This is a genomic window from Peribacillus sp. Bi134 (assembly GCF_918698065.1).
In the GTDB taxonomy this organism is placed as follows: domain Bacteria; phylum Bacillota; class Bacilli; order Bacillales; family DSM-1321; genus Peribacillus.
In genome coordinates this window covers 92,442-112,994 of the sequence record NZ_CAKKLN010000006.1, presented here as the reverse complement: position 1 = coordinate 112,994, position 20,553 = coordinate 92,442, and the positions used below count along the sequence as shown (strand labels likewise).

At 42.3% G+C, this 20,553-nt stretch carries 19 protein-coding genes; 1 reads left to right on the top strand and 18 read right to left on the bottom strand.

Annotation, left to right across the window (positions count from 1 at the left end):
* Nucleotides 1-106: 106 nt before the first annotated feature.
* From LQ188_RS14370 to LQ188_RS14300, 15 genes are all read right to left on the bottom strand, one after another.
* The gene (locus LQ188_RS14370; protein ID WP_230177180.1) at nt 107-1,084 is read right to left on the bottom strand and encodes a zinc-dependent alcohol dehydrogenase family protein; all 978 of its coding nucleotides are present in this window, start codon (nt 1,082-1,084) and stop codon (nt 107-109) included.
* Between the two features lie 170 nt (nt 1,085-1,254).
* A complete protein-coding gene (locus LQ188_RS14365; RefSeq protein ID WP_230177179.1) occupies nt 1,255-2,046 on the bottom strand; it encodes an ABC transporter ATP-binding protein in 792 nt (263 codons plus the stop codon).
* Nucleotides 2,047-2,061: 15 nt separating this feature from the next.
* Nucleotides 2,062-3,075, bottom strand: coding sequence for an iron ABC transporter permease (locus tag LQ188_RS14360; protein ID WP_230177178.1), 1,014 nt, complete (start codon nt 3,073-3,075; stop codon nt 2,062-2,064).
* Nucleotides 3,072-4,076, bottom strand: coding sequence for an iron ABC transporter permease (locus LQ188_RS14355; protein ID WP_230177177.1), 1,005 nt, complete (start codon nt 4,074-4,076; stop codon nt 3,072-3,074). Before LQ188_RS14355 ends, LQ188_RS14360 begins: the two co-directional genes overlap by 4 nt.
* Before the next feature lie 85 nt (nt 4,077-4,161).
* Nucleotides 4,162-5,130 carry a Fe(3+) dicitrate ABC transporter substrate-binding protein gene (locus LQ188_RS14350; RefSeq protein ID WP_101224349.1) on the bottom strand — a complete coding sequence of 323 codons (969 nt, stop codon included), beginning with the start codon at nt 5,128-5,130 and terminating at the stop codon, nt 4,162-4,164.
* 536 nt (nt 5,131-5,666) lie between these two features.
* Nucleotides 5,667-6,890 (bottom strand): MFS transporter, encoded by a 1,224-nt coding sequence (locus LQ188_RS14345; protein WP_230177176.1) that lies wholly within the window; start codon nt 6,888-6,890, stop codon nt 5,667-5,669.
* 220 nt (nt 6,891-7,110) lie between these two features.
* On the bottom strand, nt 7,111-8,379 hold the full coding sequence (hisD, locus tag LQ188_RS14340; protein WP_101224350.1) for a histidinol dehydrogenase: 1,269 nt from the start codon (nt 8,377-8,379) through the stop codon (nt 7,111-7,113).
* A 63-nt stretch (nt 8,380-8,442) separates the two neighbouring features.
* On the bottom strand, nt 8,443-9,681 hold the full coding sequence (locus LQ188_RS14335) for an ester cyclase (RefSeq protein WP_230177175.1): 1,239 nt from the start codon (nt 9,679-9,681) through the stop codon (nt 8,443-8,445).
* A 56-nt stretch (nt 9,682-9,737) separates the two neighbouring features.
* Nucleotides 9,738-10,514: an aldolase/citrate lyase family protein gene (locus tag LQ188_RS14330; RefSeq protein WP_230177173.1), complete on the bottom strand. Its 777-nt coding sequence runs from the start codon at nt 10,512-10,514 to the stop codon at nt 9,738-9,740.
* A gap of 54 nt (nt 10,515-10,568) precedes the next feature.
* On the bottom strand, nt 10,569-11,267 hold the full coding sequence (locus LQ188_RS14325; RefSeq protein ID WP_230177172.1) for an alpha/beta hydrolase: 699 nt from the start codon (nt 11,265-11,267) through the stop codon (nt 10,569-10,571).
* Nucleotides 11,268-11,269: 2 nt separating this feature from the next.
* A complete protein-coding gene (locus LQ188_RS14320) occupies nt 11,270-11,893 on the bottom strand; it encodes a hypothetical protein (RefSeq protein WP_063594732.1) in 624 nt (207 codons plus the stop codon).
* A 62-nt stretch (nt 11,894-11,955) separates the two neighbouring features.
* Nucleotides 11,956-13,389 carry an aldehyde dehydrogenase family protein gene (locus LQ188_RS14315; protein ID WP_101224459.1) on the bottom strand — a complete coding sequence of 478 codons (1,434 nt, stop codon included), beginning with the start codon at nt 13,387-13,389 and terminating at the stop codon, nt 11,956-11,958.
* 4 nt (nt 13,390-13,393) lie between these two features.
* Nucleotides 13,394-14,581: an iron-containing alcohol dehydrogenase gene (locus tag LQ188_RS14310; RefSeq protein WP_101224354.1), complete on the bottom strand. Its 1,188-nt coding sequence runs from the start codon at nt 14,579-14,581 to the stop codon at nt 13,394-13,396.
* Between the two features lie 34 nt (nt 14,582-14,615).
* Complete coding sequence (locus LQ188_RS14305) at nt 14,616-15,383, bottom strand: glucose 1-dehydrogenase (RefSeq protein WP_101224355.1); 768 nt, start codon at nt 15,381-15,383, stop codon at nt 14,616-14,618.
* 265 nt (nt 15,384-15,648) lie between these two features.
* Complete coding sequence (locus LQ188_RS14300; RefSeq protein WP_101224356.1) at nt 15,649-16,674, bottom strand: LacI family DNA-binding transcriptional regulator; 1,026 nt, start codon at nt 16,672-16,674, stop codon at nt 15,649-15,651.
* Between the two features lie 621 nt (nt 16,675-17,295).
* On the opposite strand from LQ188_RS14300, the gene LQ188_RS14295 reads away from it, so the two are divergent.
* Nucleotides 17,296-17,715 (top strand): hypothetical protein, encoded by a 420-nt coding sequence (locus LQ188_RS14295; RefSeq protein WP_230177171.1) that lies wholly within the window; start codon nt 17,296-17,298, stop codon nt 17,713-17,715.
* A 292-nt stretch (nt 17,716-18,007) separates the two neighbouring features.
* On the opposite strand, the gene LQ188_RS14290 is transcribed toward LQ188_RS14295, so the two are convergent.
* The 3 genes from LQ188_RS14290 to LQ188_RS14280 form a co-directional block, all read right to left on the bottom strand.
* A complete protein-coding gene (locus LQ188_RS14290; protein ID WP_230177170.1) occupies nt 18,008-18,853 on the bottom strand; it encodes an HAD family hydrolase in 846 nt (281 codons plus the stop codon).
* Between the two features lie 119 nt (nt 18,854-18,972).
* Nucleotides 18,973-20,241, bottom strand: a complete 1,269-nt coding sequence (locus LQ188_RS14285; RefSeq protein ID WP_230177169.1) for a PTS ascorbate transporter subunit IIC — start codon at nt 20,239-20,241, stop codon at nt 18,973-18,975.
* 31 nt (nt 20,242-20,272) lie between these two features.
* Nucleotides 20,273-20,539 carry a PTS sugar transporter subunit IIB gene (locus tag LQ188_RS14280; protein WP_048883161.1) on the bottom strand — a complete coding sequence of 89 codons (267 nt, stop codon included), beginning with the start codon at nt 20,537-20,539 and terminating at the stop codon, nt 20,273-20,275.
* Nucleotides 20,540-20,553: the final 14 nt, after the last annotated feature.

Genomic DNA, 20,553 nt, shown 5'->3' with positions numbered 1-20,553 from the left:
TCCATATTATCAAGGGACATTTCCATTTACCTTAGGAACCTATTGGAAGTGCTCCAAGATGAATGCTTCTTCAATTACCACCACATAGTGGATGCCTATTGCAAAATCAATTGCTTAAAAATATCTTCCCTCTATTGCCTGTGACAATCATGGCTTCTTTCACATCTTGAAGACCATAGTAGGAATCCGGCATCATGAATTTCAACCTTTTATCAGCGATGAACCCCATCAAAAGATTAAACGTTTCATGCCAGGTTTGAACGGAAGCCTGCTGATTCCAATGCCGAAGATGAAACATTTTAACATTCACTTTTGTCCTTTCGGAAATTTTTGCCCAATTCACAGACTGTCCCGATAAAAGGCCAATCGTTAATAAGATGCCATTTGGCCGAACGCAAAAAGCGAGTTCTGAGCCATCGATGCCGCCCACTGAATCTATGGCCGCTTTTGCTCCGCGCCCATCCGTCATTTCCATCACTGTATCATGCAATGATGATCGTGACGTATCGATCACATATGAAGCACCAAGTTTAAGCAGTTCTTCCGTATACTTATTGTTTCTCGTTACAGCAATCAGCTTAAATCCAAGAATTCTGGATAACTGGGCAAAGATGCGGCCAATGGAAGATCCGCAGGCATTTACTAGTAAAACATCATCCGGTTTCAATGTTAATACTTCTGTACAGATTAGCCATGCGGTTATCGGGTTTATATATAATTGCGCTGCAATATGGTCCTCAAGTGAATCTGGAATGACGATGGCCAGCCCCGCAGATGTTTTAACATAATCCTGCCAGGTCCCTTCACCGCGCAAAGGCAGAACACGCTTGCCTATCAGTTCTTTCGAAACCGAAGCACCCACCTCTTCGACAATGCCGACCCCTTCATAACCAGGTATGGAAGGCAAGGGAATTCGGTGAGAATATGCACCGCGAATGGGCAGCAAGTCAGACGGGTTAACGGGACGTGTGGTCATCCGAACGAGGACTTCCCCGTTTAAAGGTTTTTGAATAAGTTTATTTTCAACTTTTAAAACCTTTTCTGGATTCCCAAACTCATAGAATTTAACACATTTGGCTTCCAAGATACTAAGTCTCCTTTAATATATATGTCTATCTATTCTATCATTTATACTCTTGATCTAAAATATCTTAACTATCCCTCTCAACATCGTAAATAAGCAAAAAAGCCAACAATGAATATGTTGACTTCTGTAATTCGTTATTCCATCCGGCACGATCGTCGTTAGTTTTTCTAATACTCTTTAGATAAACCAATGGGAATGCATAAGGGCGTTTGATCTACTGGATTTTCAATAATACAGCATTCCAGTCTAAAGACGTCCTTGATCATCTCTTTTGTGAATACCGTTTCAGGAGGTCCCTCTTTATAGATTTTTCCCTTCTTGATGCTAATCAGGTGATCGGCATACTGTGCCGCTTGATTCAAATCATGCAGAACCATGACTATCGTACGTCCATAAGTTACGTTTAAATCGCGCAGTAATTCCAATATTTCAATTTGGTGCGCTAAGTCGAGATAGGTTGTCGGTTCATCTAACAGTAAAAGGTCGGTTTCTTGTACTAAAGCCATCGAAATCCATGCCCTTTGCCTTTGTCCTCCAGATAATGCATCCAATGTCCGATCAGCAAACTCCGTCATTTTTGTTGCTGATAATGCACGGTCAACAATCCTATGATCTTCCGGGGTTTGTCTAGAAAATAAGCCCTTGTGCGGATGCCTGCCATAATAGCATAGTTCTTTAACGGTTATATCTTCCGGAGCTTCCGGAGCTTGGGGTAAGATGGCCAATTTCTTCGCCACTTCCTTGGAAGACTGCTGATGAATTGCTTTTCCATCTAAATAGATCGTGCCTTGCTGAGGCATCAATAATCTAGCTAGAGACCTCAGAATGGTTGATTTGCCACAACCATTGGAGCCAATGATTATACTGATCTTGCCTTCGGGAATTTCTAAATCGATATTTTCAATAATTTGAGTTGATCCATAAGAGAGAGAAAGATGCTCTGCTGATAATGTTGTCATGATCGCCAGCCTTCCTTATGTTATTTTTCGTTCACGGCGTAATAGATATAAAAAATATGGTACACCAATCACCGCAGTGATGATTCCGGCGGGTATTTCTATTGGAGGGAATAATCCTCTTCCAAGACTATCGGCAACGAGGAGAAAGATGGAACCGAAAAGAGCTGAAGCAGGAAGTAATACCTTGAATTTTGACCCTACCATCCTCCGTGCAATATGGGGGGCAATTAAACCAATGAACCCGATCGAACCAACCGCTGCTACACAGACTCCGATTAATATGACAGAAACACTTAACAATATATAACGCAGTGATTTTGATCTTTCACCGAGACCTGTAGCTATATCGTCTCCAAGACTCAGTACATCCATTTTAGACGTCAATGCAATCAATACAGGTACAAGCACAAGACATGGAAGCAAAATGAATACTTGATCCCATCCTCTTCCCCATAGACTGCCAGTCAACCACAGCAGTGTCGTGTTTACATCATCCGGGAACTTGACCATGAAATACTCTATGCCAGCTTGACATATGGCCCCTAAAGCGATTCCGACCAAAGCTATCGTATTTGGTTGAGCTCCTTTTTTATAAACAAATATCATCAAAATGGCCGCCATGACCGCAGCGCCGATAAAAGCTGAAAGAGGCAGTACGATAATGGGCGATTGCGGAAATAAAACAATGACGATAACTGCTGCCAATCCGGCCCCTTTTGTTACCCCAATCACATCTGGAGAAGCCAGCGGATTTCGAAGGACTCCTTGCAGAATGGCTCCGGCCGTTGCCAATCCGGCCCCCACTATCACGGCAATTAGAATGCGCGGTATGCGATAGTTGTGCAAAATGAATGTCTGACTTTGCATGCCATTTCCAAGGAAATTTTGGATAATTTCTAAAGGTGAAATATAAATGGCCCCTAAGCCCAGGCTCACCATTGCTAAAATCAGCACGGTAACCGTCAGCAACAGGATAATAGAATACGGGGGCAAAGTTGATTTCAACCCAAATGTCCGTTTTAGTTTCATTGCTTAATATTCCTCCCTTTCTTAGCTAAATAAAGGAAGAATGGCGCACCGATCATAGCGGTTACGATGCCTACCGGCGACTCAAAAGGATAAGCGATGAAACGTGCGAGAATATCTGCGTAAACTAAGAGTAAAGCGCCGAATAATGCAGAAAAAGGGATGATCCTTCGATAATCCCCGCCCACCAGTCTCCTGACGATATGAGGAATGATCAATCCCACAAATCCCACTGGGCCTGCGACGGCAACCGAAGATCCTGCCAAAATGATCACCAATATTCCTGCTAAAATACGGATTCGATGCACCCGCTGCCCAAGTCCCTGCGCCATATTTTCTCCTAAGACAAGGATCGAAACAGATCGAGAGAGCATGGCAGCAACAAGCAGCCCGAAAAGAGACCAAGGAAGGATCATGTTCACGTGAGCCCATGTTTTTCCATTAATAGACCCGACTAACCAATAGAGCACATCTTTCGCTTGTTCATTAAAGATGATCATGCCTTGCGTTAAAGAAGATAAAAAAAAGTGAACAGCCATTCCAGCCAATGCCAGCTTCACTTGGGTCATTCCTCCCCCCGAAGCAAAAGAATAGACTGCCATCCCTCCCACTGCTGCACCAATGAATGCAACGCAAACTAGAGACACGGAAGAAAGGTTAGGAAAGAAAACAAAAGCTGACACAATAAAAAATGAGGCACCGGCATTAACACCAAACACTTGTGGAGAAGCTAATGAATTCCGGGTAATAGCCTGCATGAGAGCACCCGCTACCGCTAAATTAGCACCGACCAACGCTCCAACTAAAGCTCGTGGCAATCGAAGAGTCCTTATAATAGTCTGTTCCTTGGACGAGTCGGCCTCAAAAAAGGACTTCAAAACCATTGATGCATCAATATCGGACGCTCCCACAGAAATACTCGTCAGGATACCTAAAATTAACAAAACGATCCCAGCTATAGCCGTACATAACACTTTCAGTTTACTTCTACCTACAGTTTCCATTTTCTATACAACACACTTCCTGACAAAATTTAAACCTAATGGAAAGCGAAGTAAGAATGGGATCTCTTACTTCGCTTTTGTTCGTCTATTCTTCTCCAAGCATTTTTAAAGTGTCTTTAGCAATGGCCTCTGCGGATACAACACCGCGGTATCTCGTCCATAAATCTCGATCAACACTATACACTTGTCCGTTTTTTACAGCCTTCAAGTCTTTCCAAAGAGGATTGTCTTTCCACTCATCAGTAAGTAACTTACCCTCATTGTTCGCTAAAAGCAGCACATCCGGATCAATCTCGACAAGCTGCTCCAGATTCATTTCGGCATGTGGTAGTTCCTGCTGAATGGCATTTTTCAATCCCATGCGCTCAAGCAATTCTCCATCATACGAAGATGAAGTATGGGCTTGGAATGAGGTATCACGTACAACTGCTGGTAAAACCGTCATATTTGAATCAACAGTAAGCTTTGATTTAAGTTCCTTAATCGTTTTTTCATGCTCGCTCAATCTTTTTTCTGCAGCATCTTCCTGGTTTACTGCCTTTGCAATCGTTTTAAAAGAATCCAGATTTTCTTGATATGTAGATTCCCGACTTTTTAAGACAACGGTAGGAGCAATCTGCTGTAAATCTTTATAAATTCCTTTATGTCGCTCAGCATCTGCAATGATTAAATCCGGCTGTAAAGAACTGATAACCTCTAAATTAGGCTGCTCACGTGTTCCTACGGAAGTATAATCCATTTCTTGACCAACAAGTTTTGTAATCATATCTTTTTTGTTGTCATCTGAAATCCCGATAGGTTTTATCCCTAAGGCATTTAAAGAATCAACGAAAGATAACTCAAGCGTAACTATTTTTTTAGGAGTGTTTTTAATTTCCGTTTCTCCCATTTCATGCTTAATCGTCCTTACTTCTTGATTCTTTGTTGCGGCAGATGTCTTCTCTGCCTCCGTTGTTTTTTGAGAATTATTACATCCTGTTAACACCATCATAATCGTAAATAACAGGATGAATGCTCCTCCCCCAAATGTTCTTACTTTTCTAGATTCTCTCATTTTTTGCACCCTTTCCGTCATCTATAACTACTTAACTTCTTATCCGACGAATACATTCATAATTGAAAATGATTATCATTATCCTGTTGTTATGATAAAGTCATAGATTGATGCGGTCAATATTAATGAAATTTTGTGAATAAAAATCATTATGGCCATTAAGACAATCTGCATGCATTTTATTGATAACGTGAAGTACATTGGACCCTATGATAGTCTTAGATTATCAAGATTTACCAGCGTAGATTTCCACTGCAGGCACTCGCTTTCCGCGGGCGGTCCGCGAGCCTCCTCGGCATGCGCCTGCGGGGTTTCCCTTGACGCGCTTTTCCCGCAGGAGTCTCGCACACCCGCTCCCATCAACTTTGTTTTGAAATTTTAGGTAATACCTTTTTTGTCTACAAACTCAAATGTTAACTAATATTGATTTGACGCTCAGCCTTAAATGACAGATAGTTGTTTTATTTAATATAGGATCCGACTCAAACTAAAAAAGAGCAAACCCGTTAAGGTCTGCTCTTGCCTGTTTCAATGAATCATTTTCTATTTATCAGCATCTCTTCAAGAGGAAATTCTTTATTAGAAGCTTCTTTTTTTGAGCGTTTTATGGAGGTTTTGATAAGAATGGTTGAAGCAATTGATAATGCCCCCATGATCAGGTAACCTGTGGATCTTGAAAACACTTCAATCAAGATGCCAATTAGGACGGGTCCCAAAAACATTCCAGCCGAATATAAACTTTGGAACAGGCCCATTCTCGTAGATTGTTTAATCTCCGGGATATTTTCAACAGCCCAGGAAGTGACGACCGTAAAGATCAGCCCGTAACCGAAACCTTGGAATGCCTGCAATAGAAAAAGCATCGTTAAATTTTCAGCATAAGGAATCAATATGATGATGACCCCTTGTAATACCGCTCCCAAAATCGCCGTATTCATTAAACCGATTTTTTTATAAAAAAGGGCTCCGCATAATCCTGCGGCTAAGCCATATATGATCAGGTGTGTGTTTGCCAGCATGCCAATCAATAGCGGATTTGCTCCAAGGTCGGTTGCAACTAAAGGTGTGAACGTATCCCTTGTTCCAATGGTGACCATCAAAGCAATCGTTGCCAAAACGGAAATGACCCAGATTTTTTTATCGGTGATTTGCTCAACAAGTATTTTCTTATCGTATTTTACTTTTACCCCTTTAATGCTGAGGTCTTTTGTGAAAAATGTTAAAACAAACGCAAGTATGGCGGCGGCCACCGCTACTAAAAAGCTATACCGATACCCATAACTATTGGCCACTAATGCACCGATGGTTGTCCCTAGTATGGAGCCAACCGGCGATGCAACACCCAATATCGCCACTGCTTTTGCAGCTTCCTTCACACCAAAATAAGAGGCGAACATAACATTGTAAATAACCCAGGTGGAACCAGTTAAACCATCCGAAATTTTCCCAAGGTACAATGTGGTAGCATTTGGTATGAAAAAGGCTAGCGTCCACATTACAATGGTTATCAGCAACCCCATTTGGATAAACAATCTTCGTTTATGCAGCATATCCGAAAATACACCTATCGGAAGTCGTGTCAATAAGGCCACAATCCCTGAAATTCCGATTATACTGCCTATAATAACTGAATCGAACCCAAGATCCTTAGCATAAGAGGAGATAAATGGATCAAATGCGGTAATGGTGACAAAGAACAACAAGCTAATGATAAAGAATAAGATGGTTTCTTTCCGATTATTAATTTTAGTTTTGTCCATATATTCCACCCTTTCATTCCCCTCCCTTTCGTCCCACTGGACAGAAAGCGATGCTATTAGTATTTACACATATTCTCATATATTTTTCAGGGTTAGGATCTAATCTGCAGATACTGCCCATCCACCTGAAACTATTTCAGGCAGAATGGTAGTATCCATTTCTTCAAGGGGCTGCACCAGAAGCATGCTCCTTAATTGAATGCGTTTTCAGCAATCATAATCATTTAGAAGCACACTCTGTCAACCTGACTGTAGCCGATAATTTATGGCCTTCCAAGCCTTCGATTTCGGATTGATCTTCCGCATGGGATGCCAGGAATTGAATGCCTTGACCTGTGATTTCCTGATGTGTCATGACTTTCACATAACTTCCTGCCCAAAGTCCCCCTGTATATCTTGCTGCCTTTTGAGTCGGCAATGTATGGTTCGTTCCAGATACTTTGTCAGAGAAGACGACGGAACTTCCTTCATCAAGGAACAATGATCCATAATTATTTAGTTTATCCATCAATTCGCGGCTATTTTTGATATGCAAATGTAGATGTTCAATGGCATAATCATTGCAAATATCCAGTCCTTCTTGTAATGAATCTGCATAAATGATTTCCCCTCTTTTTTCCCATGATTCGTGTGCAGGGGAAGATGGTGAGAATGTTTTCAAAAATCCTTCGATTGCTTTTTCTGTTTCTTCGGCAACCGTTCTGGACGTTGTGACAAGAATGGCCCGTGCGTACGGATCGTGTTCAGCCTGGGCAAGTAAATCGGCCGCTATTTTCTGAGGTGAAGCCGAATCATCAGCAAATACCATCACTTCACTCGGTCCGGCAATAAGGTCTATGCCCACTTTACCGAACACCTGACGTTTTGCTTCTGCGACAAACCGGTTACCTGGTCCAGCGATGATATCCACTTCCGGGATGGATTCGGTTCCATATGCCATGGCAGCAATGGCCTGCGCCCCGCCAATTGCAAAAATGTCTGTTGCACCGGAGCGGATCAAGCCATATAAAACGGCCGGATGGATGCCGCCTTCATAATTGGCCGGGCTTGCTGCAACGATCCTTTTTGCTCCTGCTACCTTTGCCGGGGCAACGACCATGGGTCCTGATGATAATAACGGGAATCTCCCGCCTGGAACATAAGCCCCCACCTTTTCGATCGGTACGATTCTATGCCCCATTTTAATACCCTCGCCAAAGTCCTTTTCGAATGGAGTTAGGCAGTTCAACTGTGCTTTAGCAAAATCGGATACTCTTTCCACGACTCGATCGATCAGCACCTTTACCTCTTCTGGAAGAGTCCTGATACAATGCTCGATCTCCTCTTCACTAACCCGGACCGGACGATCGGAATCACCGAATTTTTTTTCATATTCCCGTACGGCTTCATCCCCGCCTGCTTTTACATTTTCAATAATCGACTTCACCGTTTGTTCCACGTCATGTGAAGAGGTCTGTTCAACTACGTCCGCTTTTTTCATATATTCCATCCTATTTTCCCCCTAATCGTTGTTTAGTGAAGAGACGGCTGCAGCACAGCCGTCAACTGGCAATCATGATACGCCGGTAAAATTCCCATCATCCATTGTGGATTCACCATCTTTTTGTGATTCGTTTTCATCTGGCAAATAGATCTGACGCAACACTTCCATTCCATCAAACAATAGCCATTCCTCCGAAATTTTTTGATTACGGATTTTATAGTGGCTGATGCCGGCAATATCAATGGCTTTTCCGCTAGGGGCTCCGAAGTATCCCGTTCCTTCGTGCACGCCTTGTATTCTCCAGCGGACCGCTACATCCCAATCACTGTCAGAGCCGCGCCTATTACAAGTTACCCTCTCAAGAATCACCTTCCCATTCGGTATGGAGGCAAAGAGGCTCATGAACATTCCTTGAATTTCACTTACTCCGATTACGTCCTTGTTGCAGACATAATGAACGACTGCATTTTCCTCATAATATTCCCGAACAAAGTTAAATGAGCGCCGAGCCCAAATTCGATTGAATACAAGCTGCATGAACTCCCCTATCTCGAACTCATCAGAGGATGGCGTGAATAGTTTGGGAGGTAGCCCCGTTTCTGCTGTCTCTTTAAATCCAAACTGTATCGAAGGAGCAAGCTTCTGCGTACTTCTTGCCATTTTTTTAGCAAACTCGACCGGATCCAAGCCAAGTTGCAGGACAAGATGATATGTATCCATCACAAGCCATTCTTCGTAAATCTTATTATTTAAAATCATACAATCAGCGCTTGTTCTGAACATCACTTTCTTTCCAGTGGCAGGACCGTATAAACTATCTCCAAGGTTCGTTGCAACTGAACGTCCCCGGTGTGAAGTGAAAAATCCTGCTTCATCATCCCCTGACCAGATTACACTCCATCCAAGCCCTTTCCGATCCGGAAAAGCATGCAGTGTTTGCAGCGTACCTGAGATGACTTCGTTAACCCCATGGCTATTGATCAACCCTTTATGAACGGATATGCTTGTGCTATACGTATCGTATATAAGTCCGATGTCTTTCTCTTTCCAGATTTGACGTGTGATTTTCACAATATAATCAACGATGTTGTTGTATTCCGGGTCAAAGCCGTTCATCCTCTGTTTCTTTTGATTCGTTTCTTCTATATTAATGTAATCATAATCATCTTTTGTATCGAGCATATTAACGTCTTCAGCATCCGCATAGAAGATGAAGTTCGGTGTTTTCTTGACCGGTTGGCTTGCATTCGTTGCTGTTTTTTCTTCTTTTGGAGCTACTTGCACTGAACCTGTCTTTTTGTCTGCCATTATAACCATCCTTTTCGTTTAAATAGTTTCGTTGAAATGCTGTACTTCTTGTAAAGTCATTTAACAGATTGAGTGGCCTTGCTTACAGAGACAACATCATTTAACGCAGACGTAATCACATTATTCAATATGACCCCGACATATTGGGCGCCTTTGTCAAAAGCCCCATTAGCGGCAGTACTGTTACTGGCAACGGTACCAATTGGCATATCGAGCTCTTTCCCTTTTATGAACAGTTCATCGATGACCTTTTGCACTTCAGGATGACTTGCCCCTTCAAGTTGGTATCCCATGTTCACCGAGAGGTCTGTAGAACCGATAAATGCCAAATCAATACCAGGAACTGTTGCAATGTCTTCAAAATTGTTTGCTGCAGCGAGCGTTTCAATATGCACAATTATCATAACATTTTCATTACTCTCATCTAAATAGGGTTTTCCGCCATCTTTTCCGTAACGCGCCGGTCTGGTGGAATACGATACTCCTCTATTTCCATATGGAGGGAATTTAGCCCGCTTAACTACCTCAAGTGCCTCTTCTTTTGTATTGACCATTGGTACTTGTACACCTTTTGCTCCGCGATCTAAAGCCTTTTGAATACTGGAAGGGTCATATGAAACCCGGACAATCGGGACAAGCCCAATAGAATCTGCCGTACGGATAATGTTTTCAAGCTCTGATGCACTGAATGCACCATGCTCGTCATCTATTACGACGAAATCAAAGTCGGCATAACCGAGCATTTCGACTAATGGCGGGGAATTTAGCCCTAAAAATGCACCAAGAACTTGTTCCCCTCGTTTGATTTTTTCCTTTATGGCATTATTCTTCATCGTCTTCCCTCTCTTTCTACAGACTGTATCTTGTTCAATCCAGTTCCCAGCATTTCAATTACATGACAGCCAATCCCTCAATGCAGCGCTTACTTTTTCAGGCTGTTCCAAAGGGCTTAAATGGCCTGAATGACTTATGATTTCAAGATTCGCCGCCGGGATGTTTTCCGTTAAAAACTCGGACATGTGCAGGGGGCACACCCTGTCTTCCCTTCCTACCAAAATCATGGTCGGGCATGAAATAGTAGAAAGGATGGGACGTTGGTCAGAGCGCGTCATCACTGCTTTTAACTGATTGATATATCCTTCGATCCCGACTTTTTCAGCCATTTCGATGATCGTTGAAACTAATCCTTCATCATTTCTTCGGTCGGGGTGGATTAACACCGGCAGAAGGTGATTGATAGTAATATCCAGAAATTGACCGTTATTCGCCATATCGATGAACCTCTCCCAACCTTCGATTTGTTCAAGGCTTGGAGGGTTTGGATTCGTATCAAGCAACGCTAGCTTTATGACCCGTTCTGGTGCTATTCGCATGATTTCCAGAGAAATGATGCCACCCAGGGATAAACCTGCAAGTGCAAACTTATCAGGTGCCTCTTCCAATACCGACTTTGCGATTCCTTCTATAGTATCAGCCTTTGATACATCACAGACTTTCACATCAGCAAGATCTGATAGGTTCACCGTTCCCCATAGACGCTCATCACAAAGCGTACCAGGAAGCAAAATGAGCGGGACTTTAGCCATTCTTATTTTTCACCCATTTTCAATTTATCGGCAATTTCCTTTTCAAGTTCTTCAAAGTTATCCGGTTTAATCATTTTGCCTAAATCATTGGCAAAGAATCCATATTCAGCTGCATCCTTGATCACTTTTGGCGACCAGTAAGGGTCTTTTCCATCAAATACTTTATGTTGTTCAAGAACGGCGAAGATCCAAGCATCTTCTTCACTGATGTTTTCGAAACCTCTCCATAAGCCTGGCGGTAATGAAATTAAGTCCCATTGATCGATGATCGTTTCGCCATCAATTTCATCAGGGCCCTTCCCCCAGTAAAAACGCCATTTTCCTGAAAGAGGAAGGAAGGATTCAATGTAATCATGCGTATGGTAAGCAGGACCGTTCCCTTTTTGGGCTTTCACCATTCCGATTTGAAAACCATGCGGCTCGGTAATTTCAGGAGTGAAATTATCATTTTCGCTTGCTGTATCACCAATTAATGTATAGTTGATACGTTGATGACCCGGAATGATACTATCAATGAACATTAACGGTATTCCTTTTGATTTCATTTGATCAAAACGGACGATCCAATTGTTTTCCATTTCCTCATTCGTTACCGCTTTTTTTACTTTAGGCTCTTGTACTGACATTTTAATTTCCCCTTCCGTGTTCGTTGATTTTTTTCATTTTTTTATTTTCATGACCGCGCTATTTAGAGAGTAAAGACGGCTAGTTTTAATTCAGTCATTTCCTCGACTGAATACTTAATACCTTCCCTGCCTGTCCCGCTGTTTTTCACACCGCCATATGGCATGTGGTCCACCCTGAATGATGGGATGTCATTCACGATGACACCTCCGACCTCAAGCCGTTCAACAGCATCAAAAGCTTTTGGCATCGAAGTTGTATAGACGCCTGCTTGGAGGCCGTATAAAGAATCATTCACAAGATCGATGGCTTCATCCCATGTGCTATAGGAATTCACTGAAACGATGGGGGCAAATGCTTCTTGGCAGCTTACCTCCTGTGTTGACCCCGCATTTTTGATAATGGTTGGATGAAGGATTGCACCTGTTCTTTGACCGCCATATGCAATTTCCGTTCCAGCGTTTCTAGCCGATTCGATCCACCCTTCCACTCGTTTTGCTTCATTTATACTGATCAACGCGGAAAGATCTGTATCTTCTGATTCCGGATCTCCAAATTTAAGCTGCTTAGTCTTTTCGGTAAACTTTTGCAAAAAGGACTCATATAAATCTTCCTGTACATAAATTCGTTGGACAGAGATGCAAACCTGACCTGAATAGGCAAAGGAACCTTCGACACAGCGCTGTGCAACGGCATCCAAGTCAGCAGCACTGTCGATAATGACAGCAGAATTGGAACCAAGCTCCAATGTCACCTTTTTCAAGCCAGCTCTTTCTTTGATCCCCAAACCGACTTCGACACTTCCTGTAAATGTGACCATTTTAATTCTCGGATCAGTGACCAATACATCGCCAACGACGCTTCCTTTACCTGTGACAACATTCAGGGCGCCTTTAGGTAAACCTGCTTCTTCAAAAATTCCGGCTGCGGCCAATGCACTAAGCGGTGTCTGTGAAGCCGGTTTTAAAATGACCGAGTTGCCTGCAGCAAACGCGGGACCAAGCTTATGTGCCGCTAAATTAAATGGAAAGTTAAATGGTGTGATGGCAGCAATGACGCCGAGCGGTTCACGCTTTGTATAAGCAAAGCGGCCCTTGCCATTTTTAGCGGCATCCATCGGAATCGTTTCACCATGAATCCGTTTTGCCTCTTCTGCTGCAAACTTGTATGTTTCAATCGTGCGTAAAATTTCGCCCCTTGCCGCCTTTAATGGCTTAGCATTTTCCTTAGCGAGTATTAATGCACATTCCTCAAGTCTTTCCTTGAAAATTTCGGCTGCACGTTCCAAGATATTGGAGCGCTCAAGGGCTGTTAGCTTTTTCATTTCTTTTGCACCTTGTTCCGCACATTCTATCGCTTTTAGTACCGTCTCCTTTTCTGCCAAAGGCACTTGCGCGATCACTTTGCCGGAATAAGGGGACCGAAGATCGTAATGATTCTTTCCTGCCAGCCACTCGCCGCCGATGTATAATCTCTTTTTATCGGAATTTGTCTTGATCAATTCAGTTTCCCACCCTTCCTTTAAAGGCGCTTTGATAGATTCCGAGAATCTTTTGTTCATTTAGCTTATAAGGAGTGTTCGATAGCAAGCGATCAATTTTGGCCGCCTGTTCCGCCAGCATCGGTAATGAGTCCTCTTCAATCCCAAGTTCTGATAACGATGTAGGTAAATCAAGATCCTCCAGAAGCTGATACATATAATCAACAACTGCCTTCAATGCTTCGCTTGGCTGTGATTTGAAATCACCCAGCTGTAAAAAGGACGCTACCTCCATCATTTCTTCCGTGCATGTTTTCCCAATCACTTCGAAAACGAATGGCATTAAAAGGGCATTTGCGACACCATGCTCAATATGATATTTACCGCCTAGCGGATAGGCCAGTGCATGAACCGCCCCAACCCCTGCATTTGCTAGAGCCACACCCGCTAATGAACTTACCCAGCTCATTCCTGTCCGTGCAGCCAAATCATTTCCGTTATGGACAGCTTTCGTAATGTTCGAAGGAAATAGTTTCATTGCTTTCTCTGAATAAACTTTCGTAAGCGGTGTAGCCTTGATGGCAATATAAGATTCGATGGCATGTGTAAAGGCGTCCACTCCTGATGCCGCAGTAACTCGTGCCGGGCAGGAAATGGTCAATTCCGGATCGATGATCGCTACATCCGGAAGGAATACCGGGCTTACGATCCCTCTTTTTACTTGCTGCTCTTCATCACCGAAAATGGCATTCATCGTCACTTCCGAACCTGTTCCTGAAGTTGTCGGCAAAAGAATGCATTTAACCGTTCTCGATTTCACCACTTTTTCACCGTTTAGATAACTTGTTATATCGTCTTTCCCGCATAAAGCTGCTGTTGCTTTTGCTACATCCAGCGCACTTCCCCCGCCGATTCCGATGATTACATCACATTTTTCGGCATCCAGCGTTAGTACGGCCTCCTTCAATAGCTGAAACGTCGGCTCTCCCGAAATCTCCGTATATGTAATGGTTGGTACGGATAGAGGCTTAATATGATCCAACACTTTTTGAACAACGCCAACTTTTTCCAGACCCTTGTCACTTACAATCGCAACCTTCTTGGCTCCCAGCTCTTCGATTTCCTTTACTAACGTCGTAAATGCCCCAACACCAACCCGGAAAACTGTCGGCATTCGAAAATCTTGGATTATATTTTGAGCAATAGACATGATTACCCCTCCTTTGAATACGTATTCAAAAAACTCACCAGACAGTCCATCCGCCATCAACCACCAATGTTTGACCTGTCATCATATCTGAACAATCCGATGCCAGATAGACCACGCCGCCAAATAAATCCTCCGTTTTAGCAAGTCTGCCAAGCGGAATTCTGCTCAATACTTCAGTTTTGAACGTTTCATCTTCAAACATCGGCTTGGTCATCGGTGTTTCAATGAAAGTTGGAGCAATGGCATTGACATTGACCTGATATGGTGCCCATTCTATCGCAAGCGCTTTTGTCAGCTGTGTAATTCCGCCTTTACTGGAGGAGTATGCAGCCCTTTTGTAATAACCGACGAATGCCATTTGCGAAGACATATTTATGATTTTGCCTTTTTTTTGGTCGATCATATACTTCCCTGCAGCTTGGCTCGTAAAAAATACACTTTTTAAATTAATGTCCAGTACTGTATCCCAATCTTGCGATGTCAGCACTTCAGCTGGCTTTGCCACGTTAATTCCTGCATTATTTATTAAAATATCAATCTTACCGAAGTGTTTGTATATCCCTTCCATTACTTCCGCCGTTTCCTCAACCTTTGTTAAGTCAAATGAAACGGGTAAAACATTTGCACCGGTTTGCCCAATTTCATGTGCAGCTTCTTCGAGTTGCTCTTTATTGCGGGCAACTATCGCTATATCGGCTCCGGCCTGCGCAAGCAAATGGGCTAAGTCTTTACCGATTCCTTTACTTGCGCCTGTTATAATAGCCACTTTACCGCTTAAATTAAATAAATGATTTATATCCAATCTATCACCTATCTTTACCTCATCGAGGCGATTTTTTTACATTCAGGCATTTGGCATTTTGGTTTTGAATACGTATTCAAAATTATGCAAAATACTTGTTAGCGATTACAAATTACAATATAAACAACTTTCTGACTTTTGTAAATAGTAAAAATAATATTAAGTCTAAAAAACTTTAATTTATATATTAAAAGTGACCGATTTCTATATAAGGAGTGTTAATAAAAAATACACTTAAGGCCCAACCCAAAACCTGCCTTTACCCTTAGTCTTGCATGGGGGCAGGCCCTGTTGTTTTACGGACCATCAATTCAGGCTTAAGAAAAATTTGTATAGATGAAGATGATGTTTCTTTATTTTCTATGAGAAAGATTAGTTTTTCCAAAGCTGTTAAGGACATTTGATCCATTTGTTGAGATACTGTGGTCAGCCCTATAAATTCATTAGAGGACAATCTTATATTATCAAACCCAACAACGGATAAATCAGCAGGGATTTTCAAATTCAGACTTGAAGCTGCATCTAAGACTGCGAGAGCCATCTGATCGGATGCGGCAATGATTGCAGTCGGCCTGTCCTTCTTTTTCAGCAGTTTTTTTGTAAATGAATAAATCTTGTCATAGGAAAATTCGCTATTGAAAATCAAACCTTCATCAATCTCATATCCGTTCTCCATCAGCTCTTCTTTATAACCTACCGTTCGCTCATATGTTGCCAAGTATTTGGATGGACCGGATATTTTCGCAATTTTTTTATGTCCTAATTTTATTAGATGCTGAACAGCGAGCCTGGCACCTTTATTATTGTCCATTACGATAAAGTTAACGTCCTTGATATCGAGGAAACTATTATATAATAATACTGGAAATCCATTATCATGTAACTTTTTGATTTTTTCAGTATAGTTTTTACTAACGCTTGTAAGAATGATTCCCTCTACCCTTTTGCCAATCAGCAAATTAATGGCTTGTTCCAAGTTTTCATCTTTATGCCCCGTGTTATAAACGATGACATCATATTTTAATTCCTGTGCCCTTTCTATAATGACTTCCGCCGTTTCAGCAAAGAATGGATTTGAAATGCTCCCTAATATCAAACCTATTGATTTGGTTCTTTTTTCAACAAGGCTTCTGGCTATTTCATCCCTTGTAAAACCCAGCTCATTAATTACAGCAAGAACCTTGTCACGAGTGTTTTTCTTAATATAGGGGTAATCATTCAACACCCTGGAAACGGTCGATTGTGAAACACCCGCTATTTTTGCCACATCTTCTGTCGTCACTCTCTTCATGCTTCATTAATCCTTTCTACGTCTAGTAATTGTTATCCTAGGAAACTAAAATAACGTATTTATACAAAATAAACATTATGATTTCCCTTTAATATATCATAATATTTAAAATTTTACTTCCAGTTAAGGAACAGTTTTGGGTTTTGGATTGTGTGAGGTTAAAATTTTCGGAAAATAAAGTGAATGAAGCAGCTTTTGTAGCTTTTCTTATCCTATAGGAAAAAGAGCGGATCTTTAAGATTGGCTTCAGACTGGAGACAAGCTCGATATTAATTAAGTGGAACGTAGGGTACTCGCTTTCCACGGGAGTCTCGTACCTTCCGTTCCAATCAACTTTGCTTAAAAACTTAGATGGATCTCCTTTTGTCTACAAACTGCTGTAACTTCTAGAATATAGACAAATTAAAACACGTTCCAGTTGATTTTAGAAATCCGCTCCCTTTCCGCCTACTTTCTGCCAAGCGACCTTGGTTAGCCATTTATTTTGCAGGGATGTCGCATATTTCTTCAATCCATTGAATTCATCTGTGTAAACAAGTAAGCAAAATGATTTGTATAATAAATCTTATTTTTTCCGTAATATGTTAAAATATAGATAAAACAAGTATTTGGAGGAAAGCATTGGGTTATATGATTAGAAATAAATATTTGAAAATTATAATACCGTTAGCTCTCATTGTAGCCTGCGTTTATTGGTATTACTCAAGTATCGTAATATCGGGAACTTCAGACAATGGGATGTGGAAGGTAACTTATTCGAAAAATATAGATCCCAGCGAACCATATGGATGGGAAGGTCATTTAAAACAAGGAAATAACGATAATGCAACTGTAAAAGCCATTGTAGTTGAGGTAAATGATAAAGTTAAAACACGTATCGATAGTTTTGAAGAAGGAAGGGCGGAAGATGGCGAAATTACTGTTCTGCATCCTTTTTCAGATGATTTTTCCTTAGGACCTAAGCCATCAAAAGGCACAGTTGTGTCCGTAGTTTGGGAACATAATGGTAAAACTCATACCGATACTGTTAAAATTAGGTAGAAGTAAATAAAAAACGTTCGGAGTTGATTGCAGAAATCCGCTCCCTTTCCGCCGACTGTCTGCCAAGCCTCCTCGACGCAAGCGTCTGTGGGGTCTCGGCTAGCCAGTTATTCGGCAGGAGTGTCGCAAATTTCTTCAATCCTTTGAGGGTTTCAAACAGTTTAAAACCATTAAGGAATCTTGTTTAATATCAAGGTCCGGAATGATACCATTCCGAACCCCTTTTGTAGACATAATTAAGTTGTCAAAACTTACACGTTGTTTGGAACGTAAGGCACTCGCCTTCCAGGTTTCAATGAAACTTAGCCTTTAAAAAGCGATACAGTCCATCTTCTCGATATGAATACTCCGTCACTTCATCGGCTTGTTCTTTGACAAGGTCAGTGGCATTTTTCATGGCAACGCAATGTCCGGCGAGTTTAAATAGCGGGAGGTCATTTTCGCCATCGCCAACTGCGAGGATATTTTCGGGTGCTAGCTGAAAATGTTTCAGCAGCAGTTGAACGCCTGTTGCTTTTGTGATGCCTTCCACGGTCACTTCTACATTATGATGGGTGGAGGAAGCTGTGGTAAAGGCATTGTACTGCTTGATTTTCCCCAACTCCGCTTTCCATTTTCGAATCGTATTCATTTCATTGCTGAAAAAGTAGATCTTGGCGACGCTGCTTATATCCAATTGTTCCGACCATCTTATTTTGTCTTCGACTGCATCCTGTCTTGATAGCCATTCATTTTCATCGACTGTCTCAGGTTTTGGTATCAAACCTTGTTTAACCATATAGTCTTTATCTTTAAGTAATGCCATCCGTGTTCCATCATTCGGATGAACTTCGTAAAAAATCTCTTCTGCTCCTGCTTTTGCTACCAATTCCTCCACAAGTTCCGTCGACAGGGCGTGTTCTACTATTTGTTCCTTTCCGATGAATACGGACATTCCATTGGCGGTCACCATTCCATCGGCTTCCATGCCGGACGGCAAAACGTCCCTCACTTCTTCCAGCGTTCTTCCTGTTGCAATGAAAATCAGTTTACCGCTTTTCCTGAGTTCGCCTATGTATTGTTCCAGCGTCTCATTCACATTATTTCTTTCGTTCAATGTCGTGCCATCCAAATCGAGCACAATTGCCTTGTTGGTCATGAAAATCACCTCAAAAATCAGAATGATGATGAAAATGCCAACAGCCCATTATCTAGAAGATGTTAGGCTGCTGGTTTCATTCATATATTTTTATTTCTGTACCTTGTTAGTATAACAGTTTAGGATAATCCTAAAAGTTTCATGACACTCAGGATCAAGAGACCGACCACACCGAAGTCCGAATCACCAAATGTGGTCCCTTCAAACCCTACATCCCCCAAGAAGACCAGGAGTATCGCCGGCAGGAAACTGATGATGAGTCCGTTGGCAAACGATCCAAGCATCGCTCCGCGTCTGCCTCCTGTGGCATTTCCGAAAACACCTGCTGCAGCTCCGGTGAAGAAATGCGGTACAAGTCCCGGAACGATTACTTTCAATCCTAGTACCGGAAGGAGGAACATGGATAATAGTCCAGCCAGGAAACTGAATAGGAACCCGATGATCACTGCATTTGGAGCGAATGGAAAGATGGTCGGACAGTCCAATGCAGGTTTTGTATTCGGCGCCACTTTATCGGCAATCCCTTTGAATGCAGGAACGATTTCAGCAATTAACATCCGTACCCCCGCAAGGATGATGTAGACTCCTGCAGCAAATGTTATCGCCTGGATGAAAGAAAATACGATGAAGTTCGAACCGCCGGATAATTCCGTTTCAATATAGTTCTGTCCGGCAAACAATGCGACGATCACGAAGAACATCGTCATCGTAAGCGATACAGCGACTGATGTATCCCTCAGGAATCCTAAAGATTTAGGAACCTTGATTTGCTCTGTCGTTTTTTCCTTATTTCCAAACCATTTTCCCACAGTCGCGGATACGAAATACCCGATTGTGCCGAAATGGCCGATGGCAAAATCATCGCTGCCGGTAATCTTCCGTACGTATGGCTGAAGGAGGGCTGGGAACATCACCATGCATACTCCTAATAGAATGGAGCCGACCAAGATAAGCGGAAATCCGCTGAGCCCGCCGACGGATAGGGTGACTGCAAGTAAACAAGCCATGAATAAGGTATGGTGTCCCGTTAAAAATATATATTTAAATGGCGTGAAACGAGCTAGCAAAACATTGACAACCATACCAAATACCATGATAAGTGCAGTCGAAGTCCCAAAATCACTTTGGGCGGCTGCGACAATGGCTTCGTTATTCGGTATGACGCCTTGTACGTTGAATGCATGATCGAACATTTTACTGAATATATCAAGGGCGCCAATGAGCACCGCCGCTCCCGCTCCGATGATAATGAAGCCCATGACGGTTTTTAGCGTTCCAGATACGACATCCGCACTGGATTTCCGCTGTAACAGCAGTCCGATGAGGGCAAACAGCCCCACAAGTATGGAAGGTGTACCCAAGATGTCATTCATGATAAGTTCCAGCATTGCCTCTCCCCCTCTTCTTTATGTTTTCTTCTTATAGATGTGAAGCCAATTTCGATGTGATTTCAGGAATGCTCATCATGTTTTCCAGTGTGACGATCGTCCGGGTTCCATCATCCAGCTGACCGACAATATCCGCCGCTCCCAGGAAAATATCAGCCTGAACCGTTTTTGCGGATGCCAGATCCGTATGATCCACCTCGGCTGTCTTCCCCATTTCCGTCAATGCTTTCTTCACATTCATCTCCATGATGAAGCTGCTTCCCAATCCATTTCCGCATACTACCATGATTTTCTTCATATCAATCTCTCCTT

Excerpts from the sequence above, each read along its gene's own strand:
- LQ188_RS14300 (WP_101224356.1), bottom strand. The coding sequence starts at position 16,674 with ATGAAGAGAGTGACGACAGAAGATGTGGCAAAAATAGCGGGTGTTTCA.
- LQ188_RS14285 (WP_230177169.1), bottom strand. The coding sequence starts at position 20,241 with ATGCTGGAACTTATCATGAATGACATCTTGGGTACACCTTCCATACTT.
- LQ188_RS14290 (WP_230177170.1), bottom strand. The coding sequence starts at position 18,853 with ATGACCAACAAGGCAATTGTGCTCGATTTGGATGGCACGACATTGAAC.
- LQ188_RS14310 (WP_101224354.1), bottom strand. The coding sequence starts at position 14,581 with ATGTCTATTGCTCAAAATATAATCCAAGATTTTCGAATGCCGACAGTT.
- LQ188_RS14280 (WP_048883161.1), bottom strand. The coding sequence starts at position 20,539 with ATGAAGAAAATCATGGTAGTATGCGGAAATGGATTGGGAAGCAGCTTC.
- hisD (WP_101224350.1), bottom strand. The coding sequence starts at position 8,379 with ATGGAATATATGAAAAAAGCGGACGTAGTTGAACAGACCTCTTCACAT.
- LQ188_RS14350 (WP_101224349.1), bottom strand. The coding sequence starts at position 5,130 with ATGAGAGAATCTAGAAAAGTAAGAACATTTGGGGGAGGAGCATTCATC.
- LQ188_RS14360 (WP_230177178.1), bottom strand. The coding sequence starts at position 3,075 with ATGAAACTAAAACGGACATTTGGGTTGAAATCAACTTTGCCCCCGTAT.
- LQ188_RS14365 (WP_230177179.1), bottom strand. The coding sequence starts at position 2,046 with ATGACAACATTATCAGCAGAGCATCTTTCTCTCTCTTATGGATCAACT.
- LQ188_RS14335 (WP_230177175.1), bottom strand. The coding sequence starts at position 9,681 with ATGGCAGACAAAAAGACAGGTTCAGTGCAAGTAGCTCCAAAAGAAGAA.
- LQ188_RS14345 (WP_230177176.1), bottom strand. The coding sequence starts at position 6,890 with ATGGACAAAACTAAAATTAATAATCGGAAAGAAACCATCTTATTCTTT.
- LQ188_RS14355 (WP_230177177.1), bottom strand. The coding sequence starts at position 4,076 with ATGGAAACTGTAGGTAGAAGTAAACTGAAAGTGTTATGTACGGCTATA.
- LQ188_RS14330 (WP_230177173.1), bottom strand. The coding sequence starts at position 10,514 with ATGAAGAATAATGCCATAAAGGAAAAAATCAAACGAGGGGAACAAGTT.
- LQ188_RS14320 (WP_063594732.1), bottom strand. The coding sequence starts at position 11,893 with ATGTCAGTACAAGAGCCTAAAGTAAAAAAAGCGGTAACGAATGAGGAA.
- LQ188_RS14325 (WP_230177172.1), bottom strand. The coding sequence starts at position 11,267 with ATGGCTAAAGTCCCGCTCATTTTGCTTCCTGGTACGCTTTGTGATGAG.